The 25,650-nt window shown below is 55.5% G+C and carries 27 protein-coding genes; 10 read left to right on the forward strand and 17 right to left on the reverse strand.

The window, feature by feature from the left end; translation table 11 throughout:
• Positions 1-17: 17 nt before the first annotated feature.
• The 4 genes from tolA to K5845_RS11985 all read right to left on the reverse strand — a co-directional run bounded on the left by tolA (position 18) and on the right by K5845_RS11985 (position 4,564).
• Positions 18-884 (reverse strand): cell envelope integrity protein TolA, encoded by an 867-nt coding sequence (gene tolA, locus K5845_RS11970; RefSeq protein ID WP_287959053.1) that lies wholly within the window; start codon positions 882-884, stop codon positions 18-20.
• A 469-nt stretch (positions 885-1,353) separates the two neighbouring features.
• Complete coding sequence (hutX, locus tag K5845_RS11975) at positions 1,354-1,890, reverse strand: heme utilization cystosolic carrier protein HutX (protein WP_090225988.1); 537 nt, start codon at positions 1,888-1,890, stop codon at positions 1,354-1,356.
• Between the two features lie 134 nt (positions 1,891-2,024).
• The gene (hmuQ, locus tag K5845_RS11980) at positions 2,025-2,369 is read right to left on the reverse strand and encodes a heme-degrading protein HmuQ (protein WP_046478166.1); all 345 of its coding nucleotides are present in this window, start codon (positions 2,367-2,369) and stop codon (positions 2,025-2,027) included.
• 92 nt (positions 2,370-2,461) lie between these two features.
• Positions 2,462-4,564, reverse strand: coding sequence for a TonB-dependent hemoglobin/transferrin/lactoferrin family receptor (locus K5845_RS11985; protein ID WP_287959054.1), 2,103 nt, complete (start codon positions 4,562-4,564; stop codon positions 2,462-2,464).
• Between the two features lie 273 nt (positions 4,565-4,837).
• Between K5845_RS11985 and hemP the strand changes: the two genes are divergently transcribed.
• From hemP to K5845_RS12005, 4 genes are all read left to right on the forward strand, one after another.
• Positions 4,838-5,020 (forward strand): hemin uptake protein HemP, encoded by a 183-nt coding sequence (gene hemP, locus K5845_RS11990; RefSeq protein WP_046478164.1) that lies wholly within the window; start codon positions 4,838-4,840, stop codon positions 5,018-5,020.
• 9 nt (positions 5,021-5,029) lie between these two features.
• The gene (locus K5845_RS11995) at positions 5,030-5,983 is read left to right on the forward strand and encodes a heme/hemin ABC transporter substrate-binding protein (RefSeq protein ID WP_046478163.1); all 954 of its coding nucleotides are present in this window, start codon (positions 5,030-5,032) and stop codon (positions 5,981-5,983) included.
• Between the two features lie 65 nt (positions 5,984-6,048).
• Positions 6,049-7,077 carry a FecCD family ABC transporter permease gene (locus tag K5845_RS12000; protein ID WP_244466765.1) on the forward strand — a complete coding sequence of 343 codons (1,029 nt, stop codon included), beginning with the start codon at positions 6,049-6,051 and terminating at the stop codon, positions 7,075-7,077.
• Between the two features lie 5 nt (positions 7,078-7,082).
• Positions 7,083-7,880, forward strand: a complete 798-nt coding sequence (locus K5845_RS12005) for a heme ABC transporter ATP-binding protein (protein WP_046478162.1) — start codon at positions 7,083-7,085, stop codon at positions 7,878-7,880.
• A 26-nt stretch (positions 7,881-7,906) separates the two neighbouring features.
• On the opposite strand, the gene K5845_RS12010 is transcribed toward K5845_RS12005, so the two are convergent.
• The 8 genes from K5845_RS12010 to K5845_RS12045 form a co-directional block, all read right to left on the reverse strand.
• Positions 7,907-8,479: a DUF3299 domain-containing protein gene (locus K5845_RS12010; protein WP_046478161.1), complete on the reverse strand. Its 573-nt coding sequence runs from the start codon at positions 8,477-8,479 to the stop codon at positions 7,907-7,909.
• A 15-nt stretch (positions 8,480-8,494) separates the two neighbouring features.
• A complete protein-coding gene (locus tag K5845_RS12015; protein WP_287959055.1) occupies positions 8,495-9,754 on the reverse strand; it encodes an ABC transporter permease in 1,260 nt (419 codons plus the stop codon).
• On the reverse strand, positions 9,751-10,482 hold the full coding sequence (locus tag K5845_RS12020) for an ABC transporter ATP-binding protein (RefSeq protein ID WP_090225996.1): 732 nt from the start codon (positions 10,480-10,482) through the stop codon (positions 9,751-9,753). Before K5845_RS12020 ends, K5845_RS12015 begins: the two co-directional genes overlap by 4 nt.
• A 42-nt stretch (positions 10,483-10,524) precedes the next feature.
• Complete coding sequence (gene zrgA / locus K5845_RS12025; RefSeq protein ID WP_287959056.1) at positions 10,525-11,184, reverse strand: zinc uptake protein ZrgA; 660 nt, start codon at positions 11,182-11,184, stop codon at positions 10,525-10,527.
• A 332-nt stretch (positions 11,185-11,516) separates the two neighbouring features.
• A complete protein-coding gene (gene fdxA / locus K5845_RS12030; protein WP_046478158.1) occupies positions 11,517-11,861 on the reverse strand; it encodes a ferredoxin FdxA in 345 nt (114 codons plus the stop codon).
• Between the two features lie 120 nt (positions 11,862-11,981).
• On the reverse strand, positions 11,982-13,151 hold the full coding sequence (locus K5845_RS12035) for a pyridoxal-phosphate-dependent aminotransferase family protein (RefSeq protein ID WP_090226003.1): 1,170 nt from the start codon (positions 13,149-13,151) through the stop codon (positions 11,982-11,984).
• Between the two features lie 422 nt (positions 13,152-13,573).
• The gene (locus K5845_RS12040) at positions 13,574-14,560 is read right to left on the reverse strand and encodes an NAD(P)H-dependent flavin oxidoreductase (protein ID WP_046478156.1); all 987 of its coding nucleotides are present in this window, start codon (positions 14,558-14,560) and stop codon (positions 13,574-13,576) included.
• Between the two features lie 16 nt (positions 14,561-14,576).
• Positions 14,577-15,038: an RrF2 family transcriptional regulator gene (locus K5845_RS12045; RefSeq protein WP_046478155.1), complete on the reverse strand. Its 462-nt coding sequence runs from the start codon at positions 15,036-15,038 to the stop codon at positions 14,577-14,579.
• 95 nt (positions 15,039-15,133) lie between these two features.
• On the opposite strand from K5845_RS12045, the gene K5845_RS12050 reads away from it, so the two are divergent.
• From K5845_RS12050 to K5845_RS12060, 3 genes are read left to right on the forward strand one after another with little or no spacing between them, the layout of a single operon-like run.
• Positions 15,134-15,589 (forward strand): group III truncated hemoglobin, encoded by a 456-nt coding sequence (locus K5845_RS12050; RefSeq protein WP_046478154.1) that lies wholly within the window; start codon positions 15,134-15,136, stop codon positions 15,587-15,589.
• Positions 15,590-15,597: 8 nt separating this feature from the next.
• Positions 15,598-16,206 (forward strand): 5-formyltetrahydrofolate cyclo-ligase, encoded by a 609-nt coding sequence (locus K5845_RS12055; RefSeq protein WP_287959057.1) that lies wholly within the window; start codon positions 15,598-15,600, stop codon positions 16,204-16,206.
• Positions 16,203-16,652 (forward strand): PAS domain-containing protein, encoded by a 450-nt coding sequence (locus K5845_RS12060; RefSeq protein ID WP_046478152.1) that lies wholly within the window; start codon positions 16,203-16,205, stop codon positions 16,650-16,652. The genes K5845_RS12055 and K5845_RS12060 overlap by 4 nt, the downstream gene beginning before the upstream one ends.
• Before the next feature lie 25 nt (positions 16,653-16,677).
• Here K5845_RS12060 and K5845_RS12065 read toward each other — a convergent pair whose 3' ends face one another.
• The 3 genes from K5845_RS12065 to pxpB form a co-directional block, all read right to left on the reverse strand.
• Entirely contained in the window at positions 16,678-17,589 is a 912-nt protein-coding gene (locus tag K5845_RS12065) for a formylglycine-generating enzyme family protein (protein WP_287959058.1), read from the reverse strand.
• Between the two features lie 322 nt (positions 17,590-17,911).
• Positions 17,912-18,934, reverse strand: a complete 1,023-nt coding sequence (locus K5845_RS12070) for a 5-oxoprolinase subunit C family protein (protein WP_046478151.1) — start codon at positions 18,932-18,934, stop codon at positions 17,912-17,914.
• Positions 18,931-19,650, reverse strand: a complete 720-nt coding sequence (gene pxpB / locus K5845_RS12075; protein WP_287959059.1) for a 5-oxoprolinase subunit PxpB — start codon at positions 19,648-19,650, stop codon at positions 18,931-18,933. Before pxpB ends, K5845_RS12070 begins: the two co-directional genes overlap by 4 nt.
• 400 nt (positions 19,651-20,050) lie before the next feature.
• Here pxpB and K5845_RS12080 point away from each other — a divergent pair, with 400 nt between their 5' ends.
• Entirely contained in the window at positions 20,051-20,737 is a 687-nt protein-coding gene (locus K5845_RS12080; protein WP_139165273.1) for a hypothetical protein, read from the forward strand.
• A gap of 23 nt (positions 20,738-20,760) precedes the next feature.
• Here the strand turns inward: K5845_RS12080 and K5845_RS12085 are convergent, their stop codons facing one another.
• On the reverse strand, positions 20,761-21,495 hold the full coding sequence (locus tag K5845_RS12085) for a sulfite exporter TauE/SafE family protein (RefSeq protein WP_046478148.1): 735 nt from the start codon (positions 21,493-21,495) through the stop codon (positions 20,761-20,763).
• 362 nt (positions 21,496-21,857) lie between these two features.
• Here K5845_RS12085 and K5845_RS12090 point away from each other — a divergent pair, with 362 nt between their 5' ends.
• Both K5845_RS12090 and K5845_RS12095 read left to right on the forward strand, forming a co-directional pair.
• On the forward strand, positions 21,858-24,257 hold the full coding sequence (locus K5845_RS12090) for a bifunctional diguanylate cyclase/phosphodiesterase (protein WP_090226011.1): 2,400 nt from the start codon (positions 21,858-21,860) through the stop codon (positions 24,255-24,257).
• Between the two features lie 146 nt (positions 24,258-24,403).
• On the forward strand, positions 24,404-24,607 hold the full coding sequence (locus K5845_RS12095; RefSeq protein ID WP_046478147.1) for a hypothetical protein: 204 nt from the start codon (positions 24,404-24,406) through the stop codon (positions 24,605-24,607).
• 14 nt (positions 24,608-24,621) lie between these two features.
• Here K5845_RS12095 and K5845_RS12100 read toward each other — a convergent pair whose 3' ends face one another.
• On the reverse strand, positions 24,622-25,650 hold the full coding sequence (locus tag K5845_RS12100; RefSeq protein ID WP_502814136.1) for an alpha/beta fold hydrolase: 1,029 nt from the start codon (positions 25,648-25,650) through the stop codon (positions 24,622-24,624).

Raw genomic sequence — 25,650 nt, forward strand, 5'->3', positions numbered from 1 at the left:
GAAGATTTTCGCATTCCCTACCTCTTATGATTGAACGAAATACTGAACCGCAATTGACTGGCCTGTACACCTGCTGGCGGAGGAGGAAACGAAGTTCCTCGTACACTTGCCAGTGCCCTCTGGTCGAACTCCCTATTGCCGCTCGGGCGGGTCACTCGAGCGTAACGCAGTGCACCGGACGTCGTTAGTCCAAAGCTAATCACAGCAACTCCAACGCTCGTTGCAATGCGCGGGTAGCGTGCAAACACTCTGCCGCGCACCTTAGCTGCGTAGGCGGAGATGGCTCCAGCATTTGCTCGCGATTTGCCGGCTCCGCCGCCAGATCCAGCGCTACCTTGGGTCGCTGAATTTCCGGCCTGCCTGCGTTCGGCTGAACGCTTATGCTTTCCTACTTTTTTTTCCTCGCGCTGCTTCTTTTCGATAGGATTGGGTTCGGGCACAACTACTTCCCGAGCCTCTAAGGTCTTTGCTTGGCGGCTTGACTCTTCTGCGGGAGACGCCGCCTCTTTGATATCCAACGTCTCACTCAGCGTGACCGCTTTCACCTCCATCAGAGCCTCAGCCTCCACCGGTGGCGCGACCGGAGCTGATATTGCGATATTTACCTCAGAGGTGGCTTCCTTGACTTCTGTGGTTTCGGCTATCTCTGCGGTGATTTCGCGTGGGCTCGACTCCTGGATCGTTTCTATCATTTCGATTTCGAGCTCTTCGGGTTCCGAACCCAGTATGCCCGCCGTCGAACCTTGCGCCGAAATGGGGGGGCCTGCCGCAGGCGATTCATCACCCTGCTGCTGGGGGCTGCGATTGGCTCCAATGAAGACGGCAGCATGCAACGCGATGGCGGCCGTTCCGGCGTAAAACCAGTGAACCTTTTTAAGTTGCATACCTAGCTCAATGGAATCCGTCTTCTGCGCACTGAGCCTCGGCTTACACGGCTCGGATTAACGGTCTCCATTCCCCGTTCAAAATATGAATAAGAGTACGTACGCGTGTTTTTACCGCAAACAACCAGACTATTGGTCGCCGCTGATGCCAGCTCCTCCGAACTCTGTGTTGATGGGGCCCCGCACCTTCAGTGCAACGGGCCCTCGCGCGGCGAAAAAAGTAATGCCACGATCCGGTTTAAAACGGCGTTCCATTCCTGCGCCGCGTTATTATCTCCGCGACAGCGACAGCAATAGGCCCTCGAATAGGCGACGGAAGCACTATCCTCACCAAACTTGCGGATCAAGAAGACTGCGGCCTTATCGATATCCAGAGGTTTGGTTGGCTGTTCGCCCAATTCCTTTCCGTGCATACGGAAGGTCATAAGTGGACAGGGTTTCTTAGACATTTCTCGCGTCTTGTCACGGCCTATTGCTCTGCGCCGGAATTCGTCACGCGTCGGCGTAGCGCTTCGAACTTCTCAGCCTGTTCCGGCAACAGATTGCGGTCCTTATCCCGGCGCACGAAGATCTTGAACATCGCTTCACCGGCTTCGTTGAAAAATTGAACGGAACGTGATTCCCGGCCCATGAAGGGGCGCGAAACGAATGCAATGCGTGCGCAATTTTCGACGCGAATATGGCCTCCGATAGGACTATCGCCATGGAGATTGTAGTAACCCCGACCAAATGTGCCTGGCGGTAGCACTCCTGCGCATTCGCACACGATATCATTGGTGTGGACAATGAAGAGAATTTCACCCCACGCTGTGATGTCTTGCATCACAGCGGTGAACTTATCTGCGCCGACAATTGTGCAACGATCTGGAGATAGATGGCGGACTACGTCGAGCGTACTTACGGCATACGACTTCGCAATCTGCTCCAGGATGCCATCTGGATTTTTAGCCAAACGCTCCGCCAACGGCAGTTCGTTGACGGAGTCTTGCGGTGCAGCTTCTGTCATTGTTTTTTTAAATCCTGCAACGTCGCTCACCCGGGGCGCCGGGTCTTCAAAATGTTCAAGCAGGCCTACTGCCCGGAGGTGCACTCGAAAGTCCCGAGCGGGGGAGGACCATAGCACTCTCCGGGCAGCAGTCCTTATTCCGCGGCCGTCGGAGTTGCCGCGGAACCCGGTTTGACTTCCTGAATAACCTGGAAGCCTTCAAATTCTGGATGGCCCATGTAGAGCGGCTTGCTCTCTGGGGCTCGGGAATGAACTTTTCGGAACTGCTCCGACTTCGTCCACGCCTCGAAATCTTCATAGCTGCGCCAGACTGTGTGCGAGGAATAGAGAGTGTGGTCCTCGCGCTCTGGGCCCTTCAACATGTGGAACGCGATAAAGCCGGGCATTTCTTCAAGATATGTCTCACGATTGAGCCATATGTTCTCGAAGCCCTCTTCATTGCCTTTTGCGACTTTAAAGCGGTTCATCGCGATATACATTTTCCGACGCCTCCAATTTTAGTTTGAATTTCGTGCGAGGCAGGAAAAACCTATTTTGGCTTTGCCTGCCTCGCCGACAGAGCGAACTTCCCTCAATCCGCTCCAAGTCTCATGGTCAAGCCAACGCGCGCGCTAAAACCGGGACTATTGTACTGATCTGTGTGTTGGCGATAAGTCTCATCGAACACGTTATCGATATTGAGATTCAGCGTCGCAATTTCATTGACTTCGTATTGCGCGAAAAGATCCAGGGTTTGATAGGCGTCGGCGTGCGCGGACGCAGCGGTCTCTCCTTCTACGAAGCGGTCCTGCTTACCGACGAAACGTGCCCTGGCACCAGCTGTCAGCTTTTCGTCAAAGGCCCGGAATCCGACAGTCAGGATGATCTGGTCGGCCGGAACGCTGTATAGCCCCTCGCCAGTGTCGTCGTTGGTTCCCCGGATGTGGTGAGCTGAAAGCCCCAGGAACCAGGATCTTGCGTCGTAGGCGGCTTCGAACTCCACGCCTTCCAACGTCGCGTTGCGAACGTTCTGATACTGTAGCGTGTCATCAAGGAAGACCGGCGCAGGGTTAGGTCCTTCCACGTAAACTTGGTCAATGTAATCATCGACCTTATTGCGAAAGGCAGTGAATTTAGCGCGGAATGCGTCGTCCTGCTTTAAGACACCGTTGTATTTCAAGTTCACACCACCCTCCACATTGTGCGCCACTTCGGGACGCAAATTCGGATTCGGTATGAGGTTGAAGTTTGCCGGAGGGGCATGCAGTCCACTAATCAGTGTTTCAGTAACGGCAGGCGCTCGAAACCCCTCAGCATACGTTGCGAATAGCGTAAATCCTTCGACAGGCGTTACACCTGCCGTAATTTTTGGGGACACACGATCATCTGAAAGGTTGGTCGTTCCACCTTTGATTTCATAATTGTCGTAGCGCAGAGCGCCTATGAGATCGATTCGATCAAAGAATGTCCAATGGCTTTGGATGAACGACCCGTATACTGTACGTTTTCCGCTGGGGGTCAGTTCGTCCCCACCCTCATATAAATCGTAGTTCGACACTTCGTCTCTAAACGCATCCGCGCCATACGTCAGAGCCATTCTGGCACTACCGAATTCGAAACGTGACGTGTTGAACACGTCGACACCTTCCGTATCGACAGTAAAATTACGCGAAGCCCCAGCAGGAAAAGTGTCAAAGCCAATAATAGTGAAGGGTGGAGGAACCGGTGGGAACGCGGGGTTAGGCCCAAATATGGGAACCGTCGACGAAGTCAATCTCGTCTGCTCCATATTTGTACGGTTCTTGTAGACCTTTGCGCTGAAATCCAAGAGCTGCGTGTCGGGGCGGGAGAAGGTATAGCCAAGCGTGAATTGGGTATTATCGACGTCCGTATCGCGGAGCGAGCCACCCGCCTCCGCTTGGTCTACGAACTTGGAATTAAAGTCGACAATGGTTCCTGTGATCTCATGGCCCTCAGCCGGGCGCCAGCGCGCCTTGACCATTCCAGACCCAGTTTCGTCATTGGAGCCTGGGACTACGACACCGTCACCGTCTTCATAATCCCTGTTCCAGCGCCCGTTAATCTGTCCAACAATATCGAAGTTTCCGACGCGGATCGCACCGGTGCCACTTGCCAGCTTGCCATCGCCATTCGACGCGTAGCGGGTGCGGGATTGAATGGCCGCGTATTCGCCAGGCTTAAGAATGGAATCCGCATCAAGCAGTTCGAAGGCGACAACACCACCGATCGCGCCGGATCCGTAGATCGTCGCCGTAGGGCCGCGGGTTACCTCAACGCGCTGAAGCATTTCCGGCTCAACGTAGAATGTGCCGTTGGCGCTGTGACCACTGCGCTGGAAGTTCTGGCGTGCGCCCTCAATCAGGACGTTGACGCGGCCAAAATCTTGTAGACCTCGAATGTTGACCGCTTGGGCAGTATCGCGCGCCGTTTCCTGTGTTGCGACGCCGGGAATGGTGTTCAGAATTTTGGAAACGCTATCTGCCTGGAATTGCATATCGAGTGTCTCTTTCGAGACGGTGCTGGCACCGGCCAGAGCATCAATGGCGCTTTCGTCGATTTTCGATACGGTCACGACGATTCCATCCAACTGAATTTCCTGCGCACGCACGACACCTGAACTCAACACTACAATTGACGCCGCACTTAGCAGCGTCGGAATTAACCGCCACACCATTCCCCAAGCCCCCCAAAAGCCGATTTACAATCTTTGTCGGATTTAGCTGGCTGGCACCTATGTTCACCGAACATTGGCAGGCGGGCTGGCCGTTTTACGCACGATGACGACTTCATCACCGTTGGCGAATATCCCTACGCTACGTATCTTGACTTAATACGTCAACAATTTATTCATTGGTGACGACGCGTCCACTTAGCGCGGCAAAGTTGGGCTCACCAGAACGCGCAGTCGTTCCGGCTGCCACGTGAACCAAACATCAGTGAGTTGGGGATGAACGAAGAGACTGAAAAGCCCCGCGCTGAGAACTCCGATGAGCAGCGCGCGCCAATCCAGCGCCGTCGGGTCAAGGTGACGGACATTTTATCAGATCAGCGGGAAGCGATCATAGAGCACAACGGTCAGGACTATCTGCTGCGCATCACCGCAAACGGCCGGCTTATACTAACAAAATAGGAGACTTCGATGACGGCGCGAACAACTCTTAACGGCCGGTATTCGCGGGCTATCGTGGCGACTGTCTCAGCGTTTCTTCTCGCTGCTCCAATGCTTGGCGGACAAATCCACGCCGCTGCAGACGCAAAAGACGCGAAGTCGTCCCTTGATACATCCCAGATCGTTTCAATCGGCGGGGATGTAACGGAAATCCTTTACGCGCTCGGCCGGGGTGACAAAATCGTAGCCGTCGATACGACGAGTCAGTTCCCACCTTCTGTACTGCAGGAAAAGAAGAAGGTCGGCTATATGCGCGCGCTTTCTTCTGAAGGGGTTCTAGCCCTCAATCCTTCAACCATCATCGCATCGGCCTCTGCCGGACCAGCTGAGGTTGTCCAGGCGCTCAAGTCGTCGTCGGTCCCCTACGTTGAAATTTCCGATGAGAACAGCACGGATGGCATTAATCAGAAGATTACCTCCATCGCGGCTGCCGTGTCAGCGGAGAGTGAAGGCAAGGCGCTTGTCGCGCGCATAAACGAAGACTTTGCTTCGCTGGCCAAGGATCGTGAAAAGGTCGACAAGCCCATGCGCGTCCTTTTCATTTTATCAGCACAGAACGGCCGCGCCCTCGTCGGCGGTTCCGGAACGAGCGCGGATGCGATCATTAAACTGGCAGGGGGTGAGAATGCCGCGGCGTCGGTTACGGGTTTCAAGCCGCTCGTTGATGAAGCGATCATCGAACTGGCCCCTGACGTAATCCTCATGATGCTGCGTGGTGACGGCCACGATGCGCACAAAGACATTCTCGATCTAAAGGGCGTTCGCGCAACCCCGGCCGGCAAGGCCAACCGCGTCATCGTCATGGACGGATCCTATCTGCTCGGGTTTGGTCTTCGTACGCCGGCCGCAGCGCGGGACCTCATGACGAAGCTTTATGACAAGGCCGAAGGCGGCACCGGATCTCCCCGCGTACAGGCCAACTAATGAGCGTCCCGGCTACCCCGATGGAAAGATCCGTGCCGCGCGATGCACGAACATCGACAGCACGAATGCTTATGATCTGCGCGTGGCTCTCGCTTGCCATCGTTGTCGTGCTCTCGCTCTCAATCGGCGCCACGGGAATTACTCTCGCTGCACTTCCTGATGCGATCCAGCACTGGCTTGCAGGCTCGGATGACGACGCGACTGCGGCTCGGCACAGCCTAGTGCTGCTTGAGATCCGCCTTCCTCGTACGCTTTTGGGTCTGTTCGTGGGAGCAGCACTGGCCGTTGCGGGCGCAATGATGCAGGGACTATTTCGTAATCCGCTTGCCGATCCGGGCCTGATCGGTGTGTCATCAGGCGCCGCCCTCGCTGCGGTGGCAACGATCGCTCTGGGTAACGAATTTGCGGCACCCTGGATTGGCACGTTTGGCCCCTACGCGCTCCCCATCTCCGCGTTTTTCGGTGGTGTGATCACGACCTGGATGTTGGTCGCAGTTGCCGGCCGGCATGGACAATTGATGATCGGCACCCTGCTGTTGGCCGGCATTGCAATTGGCGCTTTAGCAGGGGCCATGAGTGGGCTTATCGCCTACGTCAGCGATGATCGCGAGTTGCGCGATTTGACCTTGTGGACGCTGGGCAGTCTCTCCGGAGCGAGCTGGCCTAAGGTCATCGCTGTCACGCCCTTCGCTATCCTCATCGCCTTCGCGATTCCCAGGCTTATTCGTGGTCTCAACGGTTTTCTTCTCGGCGAAGCGGAAGCGTTTCACCTCGGAATCAACGTCGAGGCGACCAAAAAATTTGTGGTCGTCACGACCGCGGCCTGCGTCGGCGCGGCGGTCGCGGTCGCTGGCGTTATTGGGTTCATCGGGATTGTTGTACCTCATTTCGTCCGGCTTATCGCAGGTCCCGATCATCGTATTGTTCTGCCTGCCAGCGCACTTGTCGGCGGTACGCTGATGGTGTTTGCCGATATTCTCGCGCGGATGCTCGTGCGCCCAGCCGAACTTCCCATCGGCATCGTAATGGCTGCTATCGGCGCGCCCGTCTTTTTGCATCTCGTGCTCAAACGCGGCATCGGTGGTGTGGAGTAAGCCAGATGCTCGAGTGCCGGAACGTCAGCTACGATATTAAGGGCCGTACTATCGTTGAGGAGGTCAACGTGGCTCTCGCCCCAGGTCGTCTCAACGTGGTTATCGGGCCAAACGGAGCGGGCAAATCGACCCTGTTGAAGCTGCTCACCGGCGAGCTTAAACCCAGCTTCGGGCAAATCTTGTTGGATGGCGTGGAGCTCGGCTCAATTAGCGCAGCGTCTCTTGCAGCGCGCAGGGCCGTTGTCGCGCAGTCCACGCATCTGTCGTTCCCGTTCTCAGTCATCGAGGTCGTATTGCTTGGCGCTACGGTGCCCGGCTTTGGGCAACCGTCCGCCGTCAGGCTTGTAGCTGCCTATCGCGCACTTGAAGACGTTGGCCTGTCGGGCTTTGAGGATCGGATTTATACGCAGCTGTCTGGTGGAGAACGTCAGCGGGTGCATGTAGCGCGTGCGCTATGTCAGTTGTCGTCGGCTGAAAACAACCGAACAGAAGCTCCGATTTTATTGCTGGATGAGCCCACATCAAATCTCGACCTTATGCATCAAGTGAAGGTCTTGAACGAGGTGCGCCGGCGCGTGGCACAGGGCTGGGTTGCGCTGGCGGTTCTGCATGACCTCAACTTAGCCGCCGCCTTCGCTGACACGATGATCCTGATGTCTCAAGGACGCATCACTGCGGCAGGGAATACCGACGAGGTCTTTCGCGACGACCTCCTGTCGGCGGTGTACCGCTGCCCGGTTACGACCAACGTCGTGGGGAAGACGGGTCAACGCTTCGTGCTGCCACCGACTGCCCGGATGTAGGAAACGCACGGTTTCCTCAGGGGACGTTATTCCGTACGCATGACGACGGAGTCCGCATCTATAGTGTAGCCGGCTTCGGCAAGTCCCGTAGAAGCAATCTTCGCTTCCATCTTGCCGGTGACGTAAACCGGATCGAACAAATCCGTAACTTTGAAGCCCTCTGTCGTCTTCACGTAGATGATCTGGTTGGCAGGCGGGGGAGGCACATGAATACAGGCCCCGACAAACGGAACCAGCAAAAACTCGGTGACGCTGGTTGCTTCGAAATCCAAGGGCACGACATAGCCGCCGATACGGACACGCTGACCGTCAAATTCCGTGACAAGTGCCGGTGGACCACCGCGCTGTTTGCGGGCGCGCGACATCCACTTGCCCTCGGGAATGTAAGCAGGTGGGGGAGCATCATCGGCGAGCGATTGCGTGTCGGCCGCATCATCACGCTGTCCAAAGAAGGGCTTTAGCTCCTTGGGCTTCTTCACGGCCTGGGGTGGGACTAATTGGGCCCACTTAAGATCACGCGGGGATTGCGCAGCCTGTGGCTCCGCCACTGCCATGAGCGCCAATCCGACGGCGAGTAACGCTGCCGTTAAACGTGCCATGCTCTCTAGTCCTCTTCAAATCCGAACCGTCATGCCGTCCGCGAGTGAGCGTCGATACGCCAGCATGGCGGGAACCAATCCAGCGATAAAACCCACCAAAACAATAACAGCGAGCGTTAGCCCTTCGCTTGTCGTCGGCGGTGCGATTGACAGGTTCAAACCATACTCGCGGTCCAAGATGGGGCGCAGAATAAACAAAGCTGCGTAAAGCAACACGGTCCCTGTCGCCACACCGGCAGCCGTCAACATACCGGCTTCTGCGGCCAGCAATCCAAGAATGGTGACCGGGCGCGCGCCAGCTGCGCGCAGGATGGCCATCTCCCGGCGACGCTCATTCAGCGCGGTCAAGATCATGGTCAGCATTCCCAGTAGCGCCGTCGCGACGACCATGGCGGATACCGCGGCCAATGCTGTCTCGGCAATTGCAACAAGGCCCCAGAGTTCCTGAAGCGCGGCTCCAGGCAGAATGGCCGAGAGGGGCTCGTCGGGATATTCGTTGATCTCGCGTTGAACACGGAAGATGGCGAGCTTTGACTTCAATCCCACAAGAGCTGCGGTAATGGCCTTCGGCTTGAGATCCATCGCACGCACTTGATCTGCTGAGACGGTTTGGCCTGGAACCGGTGCACCACTCTGCCAATCAACATGAATGGCTTCGATCGCCTCAAGGCTAACGTGCACCGTACGGTCGACGGGTGTACCTGTTTTCGCGAGTATCCCAGCAACGCGGAATGGTTTGTCTTCATGCTCCAAGAACGACACCGAGCCGAGGCCGTGGCCAATCACGATTTTGTCGCCGACCTTGTATCCTAACTGGGCTGCCACGTCCGCCCCGATCACCGTGTCAAAGAGGTCTTCTCCCAGTTTGCCGCTGGCGACTTCGATGCGATTTCCTCCACGGAAGCGATAGTGTTCGTAATAGTCTTTCGTGGTGCCGAGCACGCGAAAACCGCGATGACTGTCGCCAAGGGAAATGGGCACGATCCAGGCGACATCCGGGTGGCTCGCGATGTCAGAATAGCTCTGCCAGGTGATGTTGTTGGTGGCATTGCCGATCCGGAAAACCGAATACAGCAGCAACTGCAGGCTGCCGCTGCGAGCGCCAACGATGAGCTCCGTGCCGGAAATCGTATTGGCGAAACTGTCGCGTGCGCCGTTGCGAATTTTCTCAACGCCAAGGAGTAGCATGACGCTGAAGGCGATCGCGAGAACCGTCAGCGTTGCCGTGAGCCACCGGTTTCTGAGGGACTGAAATGCGAGACGCGCGATGATCATGCCGCCTCCCGCATTGTCTGGGCGATGTCATCCAAACGCACGACACGCGAAAAGTGGGGACTCAAGCTTTCGTCGTGTGTAACCATGATGAGCGTGGAACCGGAGGCCTCGGCATTGGCGAAAAGCAATTTGAGGAAATCGGTTTGCCGGCTTCGGTCTAACGCCGACGTCGGCTCATCCGCGATGACCACCTCCGGCATGCCAATCAGCGCACGCGCCGCCGCGACGCGCTGCTGTTGACCTACACTGAGGCTCGCGGCCGACGTTCCACTGATGAGCGCCGGCTCCAGTCCAAGGTGCTCGAGGAGACGTCGCGCTTCCACTTCCGGTTTGCCGGTACGACGCACGCGCTCACGGCGACTCTTCGAGAAGTGCAGGGGTAGGAGGACGTTGTCGATCACCGACCCATATGGGAGCAAGTTGAACATCTGAAAAATTATGCCGAAGTGCTCCGAGCGAAAACGATCACGCGCCGGTCCAGACAGACGCGTGATATCCGTTCCTAAAATTTCGATGCTGCCGCGCTGCGGCGTCAGTATCCCGGCAAGCAGGCTGAGAAATGTCGACTTCCCACCTCCCGACGGCCCAATCAACATGAGGCGTTCGCCGCGCGAAACCGAGAAATTTTCTATCGTAAGGGAGAATGAATGACGCCCTGGCCACGTGAAGTGCAGCCCTGAAATCCGGACAACGTCCGGCTCGGCGGGCTCGCGCGTCGCATTGCTCAACGTCGTTCTCCTTTTTTGGAAGTCGCAAACGCTCAATTTCGCCTACATCAGACCGCTCAAGCTAACTTCCGGCTTTTCGCGTGTCGCCTGCAATGATGTTTGCCCCTTATCGGTCACGACATTCACTTTGAGGCGTTGTGCATTCTTGAACATGTCGAAATAGCCAAAAGCAATGCCGGTTAGAGCCGCAGGGGTTTCGCACTTAATATCGTATGTGGCGCGAAATTCCGCGTGGTGTGCGTGCTTGTCGTTGTGATCCGCGTGATCGTGGTCGTGCTCATGTTCCTTGGCATGGGCCTCATGCTTGTGCGCATCATCATGCCCTGCGGCAGCTTCACTTGCGTGCTCATGATGGTCCTTGTGATCACCGTCTTCTTCCGTCTGGAAGGTGACTTCCGTCTCGGCGACTTTGCACCCGGCCTTCCCGCTCAGACGGAACAATGACAGTGCTTCAGATAGCTTTTCTTTTGCCGTCTTGAGTGCTGCCTTTTGGTCGTCCGTCGTGGCGTCATGCTCGAACCCTACGATATCGGCACCGGGGGCAGCCAATTCCATGCTTACGCGCTGGCCTTCGACTGCGATGTTCAAGATGCCTTGTCCGTGCTCATGCGCGCCCAACTCACGGTGCTGTGCGTGCACGTTGCTCACCATTACGGCCATTGCCGATAAGATCGTGGCGCCGTAGATCGTCGAAGTGCGCATCAAGGTATTCCTCCTGGCTCAAGGCGTTTGAAGACTAAGACGAGGAATGCGACAGGGGTATGCCGGCCTTTGGAAACCCGGTGAACTTCTTCAAACCGATAGCGGAAGCCAATCCGCCCACCGCTGACTTGCCTGCTTTTTCGCAGTGCTTTGCCCTGTCGCTCAACTCACGACGGATGTTATATCATCCATTTATGGAGAGACAACGCCGAAAGGCCAAGTGTGCTTGTATGCGGGCCACTAAAGGCGACAACGAATAAGCGAAAGCCGCGATGCCCAAATAGGGGTCGCTTCGCGGCCTCACGTTTTCCGAAATTGGTAAGATTTTATCGTCAAGCTTCGACGGTTTGACCACCTTCGGGTGACAGGTCCGCCGCTTTGTCGGGCTGGCCATTCTGGGCATCAGCATCCGGCATGGGGTCTTTTTTGGCCGTGATGTTTGGCCAGACTTCGGAGTACTTCTGATTGACGTTGAGCCAGTGCTCCGTGGCCGCTGGATCGTTGTCTGGAAAGATTGCTTCAGCGGGGCACTCGGGGACACAGACGCCGCAATCTATGCACTCGTCGGGATTAATGACGAGCATGTTCTTGCCCTCGTAGAAGCAATCGACGGGACAGACCTCTACGCAATCCGTGTACTTACACTTTATGCAATTTTCGGTGACGACATAGGTCATCTGATCCTGCCTCCACGTATGGGCCGACGCGTTTACGCACAAGCCAGCCCATTAAAGATGCCTATTCGATACATCTTTTGCTAGAGGACGCACAAGAAAAAGTCTGTGCGCGTGATTGTCTCAGCCGAGATAATCCATCGCGGCGGCAACACCACCAGAACTGTGGGGAACCTTTGCGATCGCCAAAGCACGCTCGATAGCTGTCAAGCCGCCGAGCAACGTTACGTCATTGACGGACCCAAGGTGGCCAATCCGGAAGACCTTGCCCGCGAGTTTGCCGAGGCCCATCGCCAAGGCGACATCGAAGCGCTCGTAGACAAGCTTGCGGAACGCTGTCGCATCGTGCCCTTCCGGCATGCCTACTGCTGTGACGGCTGGTGAATAGCTTTCCGGATCGAGACACCAGACATCGAGACCCCATGCACACACGGCACGGCGCACGGCTTCCGCGTTCCGTTCATGACGCGCAAAGACGTTATCAAAGCCCTCTTCCTTGAGCATCGCGATGCTCTCGGCGAGGCCGTGGAGCAGGCCGGTGGCGGGGGTGAAGGGGAAATAGCCCTCCTTGTTCTGTGCAAGCATCTTCGTCCACGACCAATAGTACCGCGGCATCTTCGCGGTTTCTGTGGCCGCGCGTGCGCGCTCGCTGATTGCGGTGAAGGCGAGCCCTGGCGGAAGCATAAGCCCCTTCTGTGATCCGCTTACGGAAACGTCCACGCCCCATTCATCATGCCGGTAGTCCATACCTGCGAGCGAGGAGACCGCATCGACCATGAGCAACGCGGGGTGCCCTACGGCATCCATCGCTTCCCGTACCTTGGCGATCGCGCCACGAACACCCGTCGAGGTTTCATTGTGAACGACAAAGACCGCCTTGATGGCGTGCTCTTTATCCTTCGCGAGATGTTCGGCAATCTTTTGCGGGTCTGGCCCCGTTCGCCAGTCTGTCGGGATTACGTCTGGGATCAGGCCGAAATCCCTCGCCATTCCGGTCCACATCGCAGCAAAGTGGCCGCCCTCGATAGTCAGAACCCGATCACCGGGAGACAGCGTGTTTACGATTGCTGCTTCCCAAGCGCCCGTTCCTGACGAGGCATAGATGATGACTGGGTCTTTCGTGCGAAAGACAGTCTGCATCTCCTTGAGAACACTCAACCCGAGTTCCTGGAATACCGGACCTCGGTGGTCGAGAACATCACGGCACATCGCTGCCAAAATGCGTTCAGGCACGGGTGTTGGGCCGGGCAGTAACTGAATGGAACGGCCGGGATGGGGCATTAAGTTCGACATTCGCCAGAATTCCGTGTTTTGCAGTCCAGGACGTTCGGACAAGGTGGGGAGGAGGTCGAGCGGCGATTAGCGCTCGGAAAGCTTGTCATTAAGGGTGCGGAAATTTTGAGGACATGCCCCGGCCTGAAAGCGACGCACGGCGGCCAAGCCGGGGCTAGAGGCCCGCGGCGGCGGAACCTTCGGCAGGAAGCTTCAAATGGAAAGCAGCTGGACAGAACATTTTGTGAGCATGGGCGAAGTGCGGTTGCAGTGTCAATGGGCGTCCTTAGGGTAATTCCGCTTCTCGTTGAAACGTGGAAACACCCTAACTCTCTGTTTAGCCGTGATTCTTGTCGGAAAACCGGTTCCCACTTTTCCGGAAGCACTCTAAGGCCGCGCTGATTTGTCAGCATGGCCCGCATCGAAGGGCCGCCTGTTAAAACTTAGGCGGCCTGACCGCCGATATGCTGCACCGCCGAAGCCAATCGAGCCTCCGCGCCTGCCACTAAATCTTGGATAATCTCTCCAGCCGTGGCGACCCGATCGATCAATCCGACGACTTCACCGACGAAGGTGTTGGCGTTATCGGGATCGTCGTTGGACCAGGCCGCTCGATAGCGGTCGGCTTCCTCTTCGGCGACCGCCATCAGTTCATCTTCGCGCCCCTGCCAACGTTCGATGAACGTGTTTTTGAGAACACGTGCTGTATAGCGGCTTGGCCATTCAAGGCGACGCGCCATATCCATGAGCTGGGAGCGTACGGTGTCATCACCACCTGCGGCAAGCGCTGCCTCGTGCATACGTGGGCCGACGTCAGCCTCGGACGATGCCCAAAGCCGGGACCCGATCAAAACACCATCGGCGCCAAGCATCAACGCAGCTGCCAAGCCACGCCCGTCGGCAATCCCGCCTGCCGCGCACAACAGGGTTTCCGGCGATCTCGCCGCGATCAGGTCCGCAACCTCGGGGACAAGGGTGAAAGTTGCTCGTAGTTGGCCGTGTCCTCCCGCTTCCGAACCCTGAGCGATCACGACATCAGCCTGGCACTCTATGGCATGTTCGGCATCGCGACGCGTCTGTACTTGGGATATCAGAAGCGCGCCCGCCTTCTTGATATGCTCGGCGAATGGCGCCGGATCTCCAAAGGACAAGCAGATCGCCTTCGGCTTGTGATCCAGCACGAGATCCAACAAGTGTGGCTGCTTTTGCAACGACCACGTTATAAAACCGCAGCCGATGCTGTTGGGCCGCACACATGCGAGCTGCTTGCGCAGCCATGCCTCGTCCCCATAACCTCCACCGATAAGCCCCAATCCACCTGCGGCGCTGACTGCAGCGGCCAACCGACCGCCCGCGGCAAATGCCATCGGCGCGGAAATGATCGGAACTTCCAAAGACAGGCTACGGGTCAACCGTGTTTCAAGCGTCATGGCGCGTCGCCCCCTGTCATCGGCGTGTCGCAGGTTCCGAAGACGATGGCAGATCACTTAACAATGCGAACAAATTCGTTGGTGTTGTCACGAGATCTGCAACGGTCCAATCATCGAGCACCCGAAAATACGCTTCGAGTGCGAGCCTGAGTACGCCTCGAAGGCGGCAGACGTTCGATATGCGGCAAACATTTTCGTCGCGGAAGCACTCGACTAATGCGAAGTCATCTTCGACGGCTTTTATCACGTCTCCGATTTTAATCTTGTCCGCCGGCCTTGCTAGGCGCAGGCCGCCGCCACGCCCACGAACTGTTTCAACGAACCCTTGTCGCCCAAGTCCATGCACGACCTTCATCAGGTGGTTTTCGGAAATTCCGTAGGCCGACGCGATCTCTTGGATCGTTGCCCGATGCTCCGGCTTCGCGCCGAGGTACATCAGAACCCGCAATGAATAGTCCGACATGACCGTTAGTCGCATGGGGAGATCCGTAAATGTTGTCGTAGAGCGATTGCTTTGGCTGGCTCACGCTATAAGATGCATCTAACATATATCTTATTGTGGACGTTAAAGCCATGCAGAAATCACCGAATCCGATGGCTCCTGGCGTTGCGGTGGGTATTACCGAGACAATGATAGAGGCACTTGTGTCGCACTTCTACGCAAGAGTGCGGCGCGATGAAATGCTCGGTCCCATCTTCAACAAGGCCATCGACGACTGGCCCGAGCATTTGCGCAAGCTTAGCGCATTTTGGTCCTCGGTCACCTTGATGAGCGGAAAGTACAAAGGGCAACCGATGGTTGTCCACACGGGCATTCCTGAAATTACAGGAGCCCACTTTGCGCGTTGGCTTGAGCTCTTCAAGAGCTCAGCGGAAATGATCTGCCCGCCAGCGGCGGCTGCATTGTTCGTGGATCGCTCCGAACGCATCGCGCAATCGCTTCAACTCGGCATAGCCATGCATCGCGGTGAAAGCGTTATACCTCCACTTCGGGCACCGTTAGCGCCTGCCTCCCAACAACCTGAGTAACAGGACCGATGATGACAACAGATCCAACTCGGGCATGGCGACGCGAAACGAGGGAACGGATTCTCGCCCAGCGCAATGCACTTTCCGTGGCTGAGCGTGAGCGACTATCCGAGCACATTATCGCAAATCTTGACCGTGAGTTCCGCACGCTCGATTGTCGTGTTCTCGGCCTTTATTGGCCCATCAAGTGCGAGATAGATGTCCGTCACTGGGCCAACCAGCTCTCGAAAACCTCCGGGATCAAACTCGCTTTACCGGTCGTCGTCGAGAAGAAAGCACCGCTGGAATATTGGGAGTGGGCCATGGGAGATCCGATGGTGCGCGGTGTTTGGAACATACCGGTGCCTGCAATCAAGAAACAGATAACGCCAGACGTTGTCATCTCTCCGCTCGTGGGATTCAGCGGTTCCTACCGACTGGGTTATGGTGGCGGTTTCTTTGACCGCACGCTCGCCAGCTTGAAGCCGCGACCCTACGCGATCGGTATCGGCTTTGACATGTTCGCGTGTCCAGACTTTGTCGCACAACCACACGATATAGCCATGGACACCATAATAACGGAGACGCGTAGCACGAACGATTGCGACACCCCTCAACTAGGGCGGATCTCCTCATGACCGATCAATCGCTCGACAGCTTCGACCTCGACCACTTTTCACGTGCGCTCGTCGAAAATATTCCGGATGCGGTCCTTTATGCTGGGAAAGACGGCCGCATTGTCTATTGGAACGCTGGCGCGGAGCGCATATTCGGCTTCACTGCATCTGAAGCGTTGGGACAATCTCTCGATATTATCATTCCGGAAAACCTGCGGCAGCGGCATTGGGATGGTTATGAAAAAACGGTGGCTACCGGGCATACCCGCTACGGGTCGGGTGATCTACTCTCGGTTCCCGCCTTACGGAAGGATGGTTCGCGTATTTCCGTTGAATTTTCGATGTTGCCGTACTTCGATGACCAAGGAAGAATGATCGGCATCGCTGCAATCCTGCGCGACGCTACGAAGCAATTCGAAACAGTTAAAGCTCTGAGGCGGGAGCTCGCCGCGCGATCAAAGACATGAAATAACTTGCCACCTTCAAGCAATCCTAGTCGTTCTCTGTGGAAATCGTCCGGGCCACACGGAAGCCTACGGTGTTCAACTGATCGCCCGGGTGGTAGCAGTCCCGAGCGGCTGACCGCAAATACATGGGCCGAAGGTTCCAAGCGCCGCCGCGCACGACGCGCAACAAACATTTGTCCTTTGTGCGCGCGGAACCATCGCTCGGGAGAGATTCGTAGCTATCCTCCCAGCAGTCTTCGACCCATTCTGCGACATTTCCATGCATGTCATAGATGCCGAAATCGTTCGGGGGAAACTCGCCGACTTCAGCAGTCTGGTGATTATCCCATTTACTACCACAACCGTTGCAGTTCGCCTTAGCGCGATCAACCTTCTCACCCCACGAAAAGTTCGTCTGACTTTTCGCGCGCGCCGCATATTCCCACTCCGCTTCTGTCAGCAAGCGGTACTTGTAACCGGTCTTTTCCGATAACCAAGCAGTATAGGTTTTCGCGTGATGCCAGGAGACCTCGATTACAGGGTGTTTTCCCTTACCACAGCCGTTATCGCCGCCGGTTGCCTCTGGCGCGGCGCCATTACAGGCACCTTCAGCCACGCACTCTCCCCACTGGGCCCATGTCACTTCAAAGACGCCCACGGCAAACGGCTTTGCGATAGTTACAACTTTGCGAGGGCCTTCGTTGGCGAAGAACTCACCTAGTTCGCTGTTCAAGGCTTCTCGTTTTTTTGCGGGAGAGCCCATCGCAAAACTACCCTGAGGAACCACGACCATTTCAGGACAGGCATCCGGACAATCACGGAAGGTCACCTGTCCGATCGATGCGACAGCATCAGCCATCGAAACACCTGGGTTCGTCGTCAATATTCCGAGTTTGGTTCCAGAGCTTTCGGCAAATAAGGACACAGGGAATAGGACGAGCGAGCAAGCAACGGCCACGCCCTTCTTCCAGCAGACGGGCCCTTCACGTTTCGCACGTCGGTTCTGACATAGTGTAGAAATCATAGCAGTCTTTGAGCGGACATATCGCACATGTCTCCTGTCGCTCTTAAGCGACTCAGCATTCAGGTTCTTACACTAGTTCAAATTGACCGCCAGCAACAGGCAGCCTGTTGAAACACGGGCCCCAAACGCAATCTAAGAAAATGAAAATACCGGGGTATGTCTCAATTTTGAGTGTCCCCTGTAACGCCAAGGACTCACATGTCTCAGCACGACATTGTCTGTAAGATAAAGGAGGCTGTTCCGTCCCGTCGTGCGATTATTGCTCGGCAGCGTCAGCTAAGGCATCAACAGCATCACCAGCCAGATTCAGCCTCAACAGGAGTTTTGAATCGCTGATTGTTGCGTTTTGCGTACGAACCCGGCTTGGCAGCGCCTGCATTTCGCGACTGAACTCCCGCGCGACACGTTGTGCCTCGTCAACCGAAACCTTTTCAAAAGTGACGCCCCCGCCGATAGGAATTTGCGCGAAGCGGCCAAGATCCGCAGTGATGATCGTTGCGATTTTAGGGTAGCCGCCGGTGGTGCCTCGGTCCGCGAGCATGACCAACGGCTGACCGGCGCCTGATACCTGGATGTGCCCCATAACAATGCCATCAGAGACGATGTTATAACCCTTGGCATGTGCCAAAGCTTCGCCGTCCAAACGATAGCTCATGCGGTTTGACGTTGGAGAGACGGTCCATCTGCATCGTAGGAAACTTTCTATGGTCTCCTTGTAAAAGTAGTCGTCTTGCGGCCCAAGGACGACGCGAATCGGCGCGTGGGGCGGAGCCTCGAGCGCAATGTACTGCTCAGCGTGCGCTAGGCTCGCAGCGTGCAACGGAATGAAGTCCCCTTCACGTAACGGGCGAGGATATGGGCTTCCAAAAGACGCGCGCACCTCTACCGAGAGGCTCCCGAGTTGTGCAGGCGCATCGATCCCGCCCTCTGAGGCGAGGTAAGAAAACATACCTAAGCGCGTCGCCCCAAGGCTGACTTTGGTCCCCTCCTGAACCAAAAGTGTCGTGTTGAGTTTTGCCTCATCACCATCGATGAGAATCTTGCGGTCAGCTCCGGCAAGCGCGAGCCGAACGGGGCCTCCCACAACCGACAGAGTTGCTGGAAAGGGACCAATCTCGACTGCCGCGGATGCTGCCTTCTGGCGCAGCAAGGCATTCGCTACCGCCAACGAAAAAAGATCCATTGCTCCAGCTGGAGACAGACCGTACCGCTGCGCTCCGAACCTTCCAGCGTCCTGCACGGACATGTAGCCGGGATCGATTACACGAAGACCGATCATGCGACTTCGTACTCTACGAACTGCTCACACCGGCCAGCGTATGTGTCCCATTCCTCGGCGCTAATGGCGAAGAATTGCACATGATCACCCGGCTCCAAGAGGCACATGGGCTCACGGTCACGTGCATAAACCCGAAGCGGAGTTCGGCCAATCCAGTGCCAGCCGCTCGGACCAGGGACAGATTGCACAGCGGCCTGTATGCCGCCAATCGAAACCGTGCCAGGGGGTGCGTTCTGACGTGGCTCTCGCCGTCGCGGCATTGCGATTAGAGGATCGAGACCACCCAGGTATGCGAAGCCCGGCATGAAACCGAGCATGAACACTCGATATGTACCGGCACAATGAAAGGCGACCACTTCGTCTGCAGAAAGTCCGACGTTATTGGCGATGAATTCGAGATCGATGCCATATTCTGCACCGTAGACCACTGGTATACGCCATCTACGTGTGGGTCGGTTCGACCGACGCCTCTCACCAGCGAGTGCGAGGGCGCGCGCCTTCAACTCATCGAACCCAATGACTATAGGATCGTAATGAACGAGCAGCGACCTATAGGTCGGTACTGTCTCCGTCACACCGGGAAGTCGGGCCTCGGATAGCGCTACGTCCAATGCTAATACACGTGCATTCACCTCATCGTCGATGATGTCGCCGAATTCTACGGTGATTGCGGCATCGCCGCATGGCAGGACACGGGGATATTTGGGCACGCTCATCGATGGCCTTTAGCCGCACCAAGACCTTTATGCTTCAGTCATGAACCGATGTGTACATAAGTTCCTGCGGCAGCGACCGTAGTCGCTTGGCCCACGGTGTCAAGCAAGCCTGAGTTTTTCTTTATCCTATTGCTCAGCACACGTGCGGTGATTAGGATCATTGACCGACGACGCTCACTTAAGGGCGAGAAAACTCGACAACAGCTCGCATCTTACTCCATCAACATCACATAAGTGAGTGATCCAATCCCTCAATCGATAATTTAGACAAATAGCGCCTCCCAGCGCGCTCTTGCAATACACACCTCTATGGTCTTGCAATTGGGGTAACCATTGTTTACGCGTGCCAATCGATTGGGAAACACTTCTGAGCACCCTATCAAACGTAATGAGTACAATCGTGAATGCCGAAAAAATTTTAAAGACTTTCAACACGTGGTCATTCAAACGGGAACAACCGTCGAATACCGATCTTATGTTGAACTTCATCGCTCTTGCGGTGGAAAAACGTCGGCCAATACCTTTCGTTCTATATTGGGGCAAAGGTTTACGGAATCACATAACGGACTCGGAGCGAGAGTGCCTCGATTTCCTCGATCGTATGAGTCAAAGAATTTCTGCGGTTTATGCGCCAGGAGGGCGGATCCACCTGCTATTTACGGACACGCACGCTACACTGAATGGCCATGATCCGGACGCGATCGATGCATATTTTCTCGAAGTCGAAGACGCAGCCTTATCGTCATTCCAAACCTTTACAACCAGCAGACTGAGCGACGCTGTCGCGAAATTCGGACTTGAGCCGCCGATAGAAACGCCACCCGTTTCTGATGATCTTCTTATGAAACTCGAAAGAAGTGCTAGAAAGTGGTATAAGGGTGAGGCCTCCGTCCGGGAAGGCGCGGAAGAATACTATTGGCAGAATATGATCGAGCGACAAGCCGTCGAACAGGAATTTGGATCTTCTATTTTTGTTACGTTTAACGGCAGTGATGTAAGGGATCTTTTCCCTTCAAATCTACCCATTTTCTATATGTATTCAGTCCGCAAAGGGACGAGCACCAAGCCGTGGTTCATGAATTGTTAACTACCTCAGATGCCGAAATGAGTTCAACCTCGCAAAATAAACATAATCCCTATTGCGAGCAAAACCAGAAGCATCAACCTTCGGAAGAAAAGCACGGGCAGAAGATTGCGCGCGCGGTTACCCAGCGAAACTCCGACTAAAGCGGGAATTACGGCAAACAGCGAAAGAGCCAAAGTTGGAATGTCCATAAGGCCGGACAGCATAAGACCGGCTCCGAGAAAGATGGACGTAATCGTGACGGCGAGATTAATCGCCTGTATCAATCGATTTGGCTCCAGATGCAGTGCCATCATGTAAGGAAGCAGCGGCATGACCTGGGACCCCGTCAAGCCTGTGAGCAGGCCTGTGAAGAAACCAACAGGCGCGTTGAGAATGCGATCCCAAGGTTCTCTCAGCGAGAGGTTGGGTTGAGCGAGAGAGATGACCGCATACGCGACGATAACTGAGCCGAGCACCGCGATCGCAAGACGCTGATCTATGGACGATAGGAAGGCGATCCCAACAACTATACCGATTGGTGTTGCGAGGTAGAGCGGCCAGAAGCGCGCGGCAATCTCGCGAAAGTGACCTGCGTTGAGCGCGACGAACACGTTGCTCAAAATGGCCGGCATCACGATCAAAACAATCGCTGTCTGCAGACCCACCACCGGGACAAGAAACGGCAAGGCGCAAGACGAATAGCCGATCCCCGTTGTGCCTTTTACGACCCCTGCAAAGAACAACCCGAACGCGGCTACGGCCAACAAGACCGGATCCATTCCGCTTCATTCCCCCCAACGCAACCCACGTCATACGAGTTGAGACGTGATGGCGGACCTCTGCATAAAAACCGACCTCATTACAAGAGGGAGTATTTATTTCGGAGCGAGAGAGGCATTGTATTGTAGATGCTCACTTGTTCTAGTGAAGCTATATAGCGCCCCACTCGAACTTATCATCAAATCATACAAAACCCCGAATAATCGAATATATCCTGGCCGTTCACCATGGCGTTCAACCAGACTGACGCGTTTGTAAATTCAATATTAACTATAATTCCGATAGCAACACAGTATTCACTACTTTCAAATCCTTGAGACCTACTTTTGTGAGTTGGAAGTAATTTGAACGTGGCAGTCTTATGTCTGAACAGCAAAATCCCACGGGGAGAAAGCCGGAGGAGCCGATCAATATTGGCCCTGCCGACGATCGCAGCGCGGTGAGTGCTGATCTGTCACGCCCAGACCCCTCGACATCAGGCGGAGTGGCTCGCTCGCGGAGCAAATCAAATCTCGCGAGCAATTTCGTTAAGGCAGCTTGGCGCGGGCCAACCTTTCTCGGTCTTGCAATGGTGGCTGTGATTTGGGGCGGCCTCGTAATGCGCGACTACGAGGCGTCCTCAAGCGCCTACGCAGAAACGCGAAGGATCCAGGACAACATCATCCGACTGTTCGAGGAGAACGTCCTACGCTCGATCAAGGAAGTCGACAAATCTGTGCTGTATATGCGCCGCGTGATCGAGAACAACTACAGTTCGGTCGACTTGCACAATCTTGTAGCCAGTAAAGACATCCTGAGCGACCTCATCGTGCAGGTCGCAATCATGGATGAAAACGGCATCATGCATGCTTCAAGTGCAGGGCCACAGCCAGCACCGAAGCAGGATCTGAGCGATCGCGCGCATTATCGCGCGCACGTCAATAACCTGAATGACGAGCTTTATATCAGCGCACCAGTCGTTGGACGCGTTAGTAAAAAATGGTCTGTTCAGATCACCCGGAAGTTTCTGAAGCCGGACGGCTCCTTTGGGGGCGTTGTTGTGGCCTCGCTCAACCCCGAGCACTTCACGGAATTCTATCGGTCTATCAAATTCGGAAACACGACTTTCATCTCGATCGTGGGCATGGATGGGATTGTACGTGCGAGCGGCGGGCCGGTATCAGACCTTTACGAACTCGGAGAAAACCTCTCGCATTCCGAGCTCCTTCGGAATCTGCATCAACGCAGCGCGGGAGATTTCATCGATCGCGAGGCCGGCAGGCTCGTGACCTTCCGCAAAGTTCGTGGATATCCCCTCGCTGTCACAATGAGCATCGAAGAGAATGAAATCTATGCCGACATTCGGAACGGTCGTGTGGGCAACTTCCTGCTCGGCCTCATCCTAACGCTGGGCATTGGCGCCGCTGTCGCACGAAACGTGCGTAATCAGCTCGAGGTGTCGCGGCTGGCCGTTCAAGACACTCTGACAACGCTTCCCAATCGTCGTGTTTTCAGAGACGAACTCGAACGCCTTACGTCACTGTTTGGCAGATCCGACAACGGCACCGACCATTCATTCGCAATCTTTACCCTTGACGTGGATCACTTCAAGACGGTCAACGACACGTTGGGGCACCCGGTAGGTGACGCGCTTCTCATTGAAGTTGGCCACCGTATTCGCTCCGTCGTAAACGAGGCTGATCTCGTTTGCCGACTTGGCGGTGACGAATTTGCTATTCTCGTACCTTCAGTCAAAGACCGCTCCTCCGCAGAAGCGTTGGCGCAGACCTTAATCAAGGTGATCACGCAGCCCTTCGAGGTTGAGGGCCATACGATCGTTGTCACTGCTAGTGTGGGCATCGCGATTGGCTCTGAGAGCGGACTAGATCCTGACGAATTAATGATCGCATCCGACCTTGCGCTGTATGCCGCAAAGACGGGTGGTCGCCGGACATATCGCTTCTTCCACAAAGAGATGGCGGATGAGATTGAGGTGCGGCGTCGGCTCGAGTTGGAGCTTCGCAGTGTGCTGGAGCAAGACCAGCTTGAACTCCATTATCAACCGATCGTCGATCTCCGTCAGAACAAGATCTGCGGCTTCGAAGCGCTGATGCGGTGGCGCCATCCTAAGAAGGGGCTAATTCCACCGGATCAGTTCATCAGCGTTGCCGAAGAAACGGGACTAATCGTTCCGATGGGTGCCTGGGCATTGCGCGAGGCATGCAAGCAAGCGGCGCAGTGGCCAAACGATATCAAGATTGCCGTCAATCTTTCCGCTGAGCAGTTCAAAGATCCTAATCTCTTTGAGACGGTCCTTGATGCTGTTTTCGAGGCTGGCATCAGCCCGGGACGACTGGAACTCGAGATCACCGAGTCTCTGCTTTTGGATGACAGTACCGATACTTTGGCAATCCTGCACAAGCTCCGCAAAGCAGGCATTCGGACAGCAATGGATGATTTCGGAACGGGATACTCGTCGTTGGCTTACTTGATGAGTTTTCCCTTCGACAAGATCAAGATCGACCGTTCCTTTGTCTCTGAACTCAACAAGCGTCCAGAACACAACGTCATTGTCCGCGCGATCATCAAGATCGGTCGAGTGTTCAATATGACGGTGACGGGCGAGGGAGTCGAAACCGCGCAGCAGTTCAAATACTTGCGCACGCTCGGCTGTCTGGAAGCTCAGGGTTATCACATCAGCCGTCCGTTGCCAGCAGGCGAACTCGAACCGCTCTTCGCCAAATGGAACAGCAAGACATCGAGCACTTCGAGCGTCGCCTGAGAGGTCTACCTCAAGCCACGCTTCATTCAGCCCGAACGGCGCATTTTGAAAAATTAATAGTTTGGTAACCCGCAGGCGGGAAGGTTGCCTAGCGCACTTAAGCCGTCAGGCATCTGGCGGGACAATTCACGGAGTTACTCGTACCCATGTTTAGCAAAGCCTCCTTCGCGAACGAAACGGCCACAATCGATCGGCAGGGTGTGCTTGCTGCCGTCTTGGTCGCCATCGCCGTCGCTGGACTCATGTTGCTTTGGCCTATCGACCGCGAAGCAAGGCTTTCACAGCAAATTGGTTCTGAACTCTCACGTCAGGATGCTCAACGCGTCCAGACACTCATGCGCGCATTCTAATCTGATCGTGCGAGCTACTTTGCAGTCTTCGACTTTTCTTTTTGAGCTAGAATCTTTTCCAGGTTCTCGATGAGCGTCTGATTAAACTTTTCAGGCTCTTGTACCTGAGGGGAATGCCCAAGGTCGTCGAACATGACGAGCGTTGAGTTGGGTATTGCTTCTGCTGTACGCGGCCCCAGCTTTTCGTACTTGCCGAGCTCGGCCTTCACGGCTTCCGACGCACGCGCTTTCCCGATTGCTGTGTTGTCTTTGGCGCCCATGAGCAGCAACGTCGGGACCCGGATATTCGGGAACTCGTAAACAACCGGCTGATTGAAAACCATGTCGGAGGTCAGGGCCTGGTTCCACGCGACAGCTGCGCCCTCCTCGCCCTGATACATGCCTGCCAACATGTCCACCCAGCGATCGAACTCAGGCCGCCATTGCCCATCGTAGTAGGTTGTCCGCTGGTATTCCTTGATCTGAGCGTCCGTCTTTTTCAATTCGCCGGCGTAGAGTTCGTCGATTGATACGAACGGAACGCCTTTAGCTTTCCAGTCCTCAAGGCCAATGGGATTGACCGTGACGAGTGCGCTCATTTCGGCGCCGTACATAAGCGCGTAGCGGAATGCGAGCATTCCGCCCATCGAATGACCGATAATGATGGGATTGGTCACACCGATTGCCTCTAACAACCTGTGTGTATTCGTTGCAAGCTCATGGAGGCCGTACTGATATCTCTGCGGCTTTGTGGATTTGCAAAATCCCACCTGATCGGGAGCAACGACGCGGAAGCCGGCTTCGCGCAACGCGCGGATGGTAGATTCCCACGTCGCAGCACAGAAGTTCTTTCCGTGCAACAGGACGGCCGTGTGACCATTGCCGATCCCTGATGGCGCCACGTCCATGTAGGCCATGGAGAGTTCTTGCTTTTGAGATTCAAACGTAAATCGCTTGACTGGGAAGGGATACGCGAAACCCGTTAGCATTGGATCAGCGGCGGCAGGCGATACCGCTCCCAACGCCAGACATGCAAGCAGAATTTTTAGACCGCGCATTTTCAT

It is taken from the genome of Filomicrobium sp., from assembly GCF_025698805.1.
Lineage (GTDB): Bacteria > Pseudomonadota > Alphaproteobacteria > Rhizobiales > Hyphomicrobiaceae > Filomicrobium > Filomicrobium insigne.

Excerpts from the sequence above, each read along its gene's own strand:
- tolA (WP_287959053.1), bottom strand. The coding sequence starts at position 884 with ATGCAACTTAAAAAGGTTCACTGGTTTTACGCCGGAACGGCCGCCATC.
- hutX (WP_090225988.1), bottom strand. The coding sequence starts at position 1,890 with ATGACAGAAGCTGCACCGCAAGACTCCGTCAACGAACTGCCGTTGGCG.
- hmuQ (WP_046478166.1), bottom strand. The coding sequence starts at position 2,369 with ATGTATATCGCGATGAACCGCTTTAAAGTCGCAAAAGGCAATGAAGAG.
- K5845_RS11985 (WP_287959054.1), bottom strand. The coding sequence starts at position 4,564 with ATGGTGTGGCGGTTAATTCCGACGCTGCTAAGTGCGGCGTCAATTGTA.
- hemP (WP_046478164.1), top strand. The coding sequence starts at position 4,838 with ATGAACGAAGAGACTGAAAAGCCCCGCGCTGAGAACTCCGATGAGCAG.
- K5845_RS11995 (WP_046478163.1), top strand. The coding sequence starts at position 5,030 with ATGACGGCGCGAACAACTCTTAACGGCCGGTATTCGCGGGCTATCGTG.
- K5845_RS12000 (WP_244466765.1), top strand. The coding sequence starts at position 6,049 with ATGCTTATGATCTGCGCGTGGCTCTCGCTTGCCATCGTTGTCGTGCTC.
- K5845_RS12005 (WP_046478162.1), top strand. The coding sequence starts at position 7,083 with ATGCTCGAGTGCCGGAACGTCAGCTACGATATTAAGGGCCGTACTATC.
- K5845_RS12010 (WP_046478161.1), bottom strand. The coding sequence starts at position 8,479 with ATGGCACGTTTAACGGCAGCGTTACTCGCCGTCGGATTGGCGCTCATG.
- K5845_RS12015 (WP_287959055.1), bottom strand. The coding sequence starts at position 9,754 with ATGATCATCGCGCGTCTCGCATTTCAGTCCCTCAGAAACCGGTGGCTC.
- zrgA (WP_287959056.1), bottom strand. The coding sequence starts at position 11,184 with ATGCGCACTTCGACGATCTACGGCGCCACGATCTTATCGGCAATGGCC.
- fdxA (WP_046478158.1), bottom strand. The coding sequence starts at position 11,861 with ATGACCTATGTCGTCACCGAAAATTGCATAAAGTGTAAGTACACGGAT.
- K5845_RS12035 (WP_090226003.1), bottom strand. The coding sequence starts at position 13,151 with ATGTCGAACTTAATGCCCCATCCCGGCCGTTCCATTCAGTTACTGCCC.
- K5845_RS12040 (WP_046478156.1), bottom strand. The coding sequence starts at position 14,560 with ATGACGCTTGAAACACGGTTGACCCGTAGCCTGTCTTTGGAAGTTCCG.
- K5845_RS12045 (WP_046478155.1), bottom strand. The coding sequence starts at position 15,038 with ATGCGACTAACGGTCATGTCGGACTATTCATTGCGGGTTCTGATGTAC.
- K5845_RS12050 (WP_046478154.1), top strand. The coding sequence starts at position 15,134 with ATGCAGAAATCACCGAATCCGATGGCTCCTGGCGTTGCGGTGGGTATT.
- K5845_RS12055 (WP_287959057.1), top strand. The coding sequence starts at position 15,598 with ATGATGACAACAGATCCAACTCGGGCATGGCGACGCGAAACGAGGGAA.
- K5845_RS12060 (WP_046478152.1), top strand. The coding sequence starts at position 16,203 with ATGACCGATCAATCGCTCGACAGCTTCGACCTCGACCACTTTTCACGT.
- K5845_RS12070 (WP_046478151.1), bottom strand. The coding sequence starts at position 18,934 with ATGATCGGTCTTCGTGTAATCGATCCCGGCTACATGTCCGTGCAGGAC.
- pxpB (WP_287959059.1), bottom strand. The coding sequence starts at position 19,650 with ATGAGCGTGCCCAAATATCCCCGTGTCCTGCCATGCGGCGATGCCGCA.
- K5845_RS12085 (WP_046478148.1), bottom strand. The coding sequence starts at position 21,495 with ATGGATCCGGTCTTGTTGGCCGTAGCCGCGTTCGGGTTGTTCTTTGCA.
- K5845_RS12090 (WP_090226011.1), top strand. The coding sequence starts at position 21,858 with ATGTCTGAACAGCAAAATCCCACGGGGAGAAAGCCGGAGGAGCCGATC.
- K5845_RS12095 (WP_046478147.1), top strand. The coding sequence starts at position 24,404 with ATGTTTAGCAAAGCCTCCTTCGCGAACGAAACGGCCACAATCGATCGG.
- K5845_RS12100 (WP_502814136.1), bottom strand. The coding sequence starts at position 25,650 with ATGAAAATGCGCGGTCTAAAAATTCTGCTTGCATGTCTGGCGTTGGGA.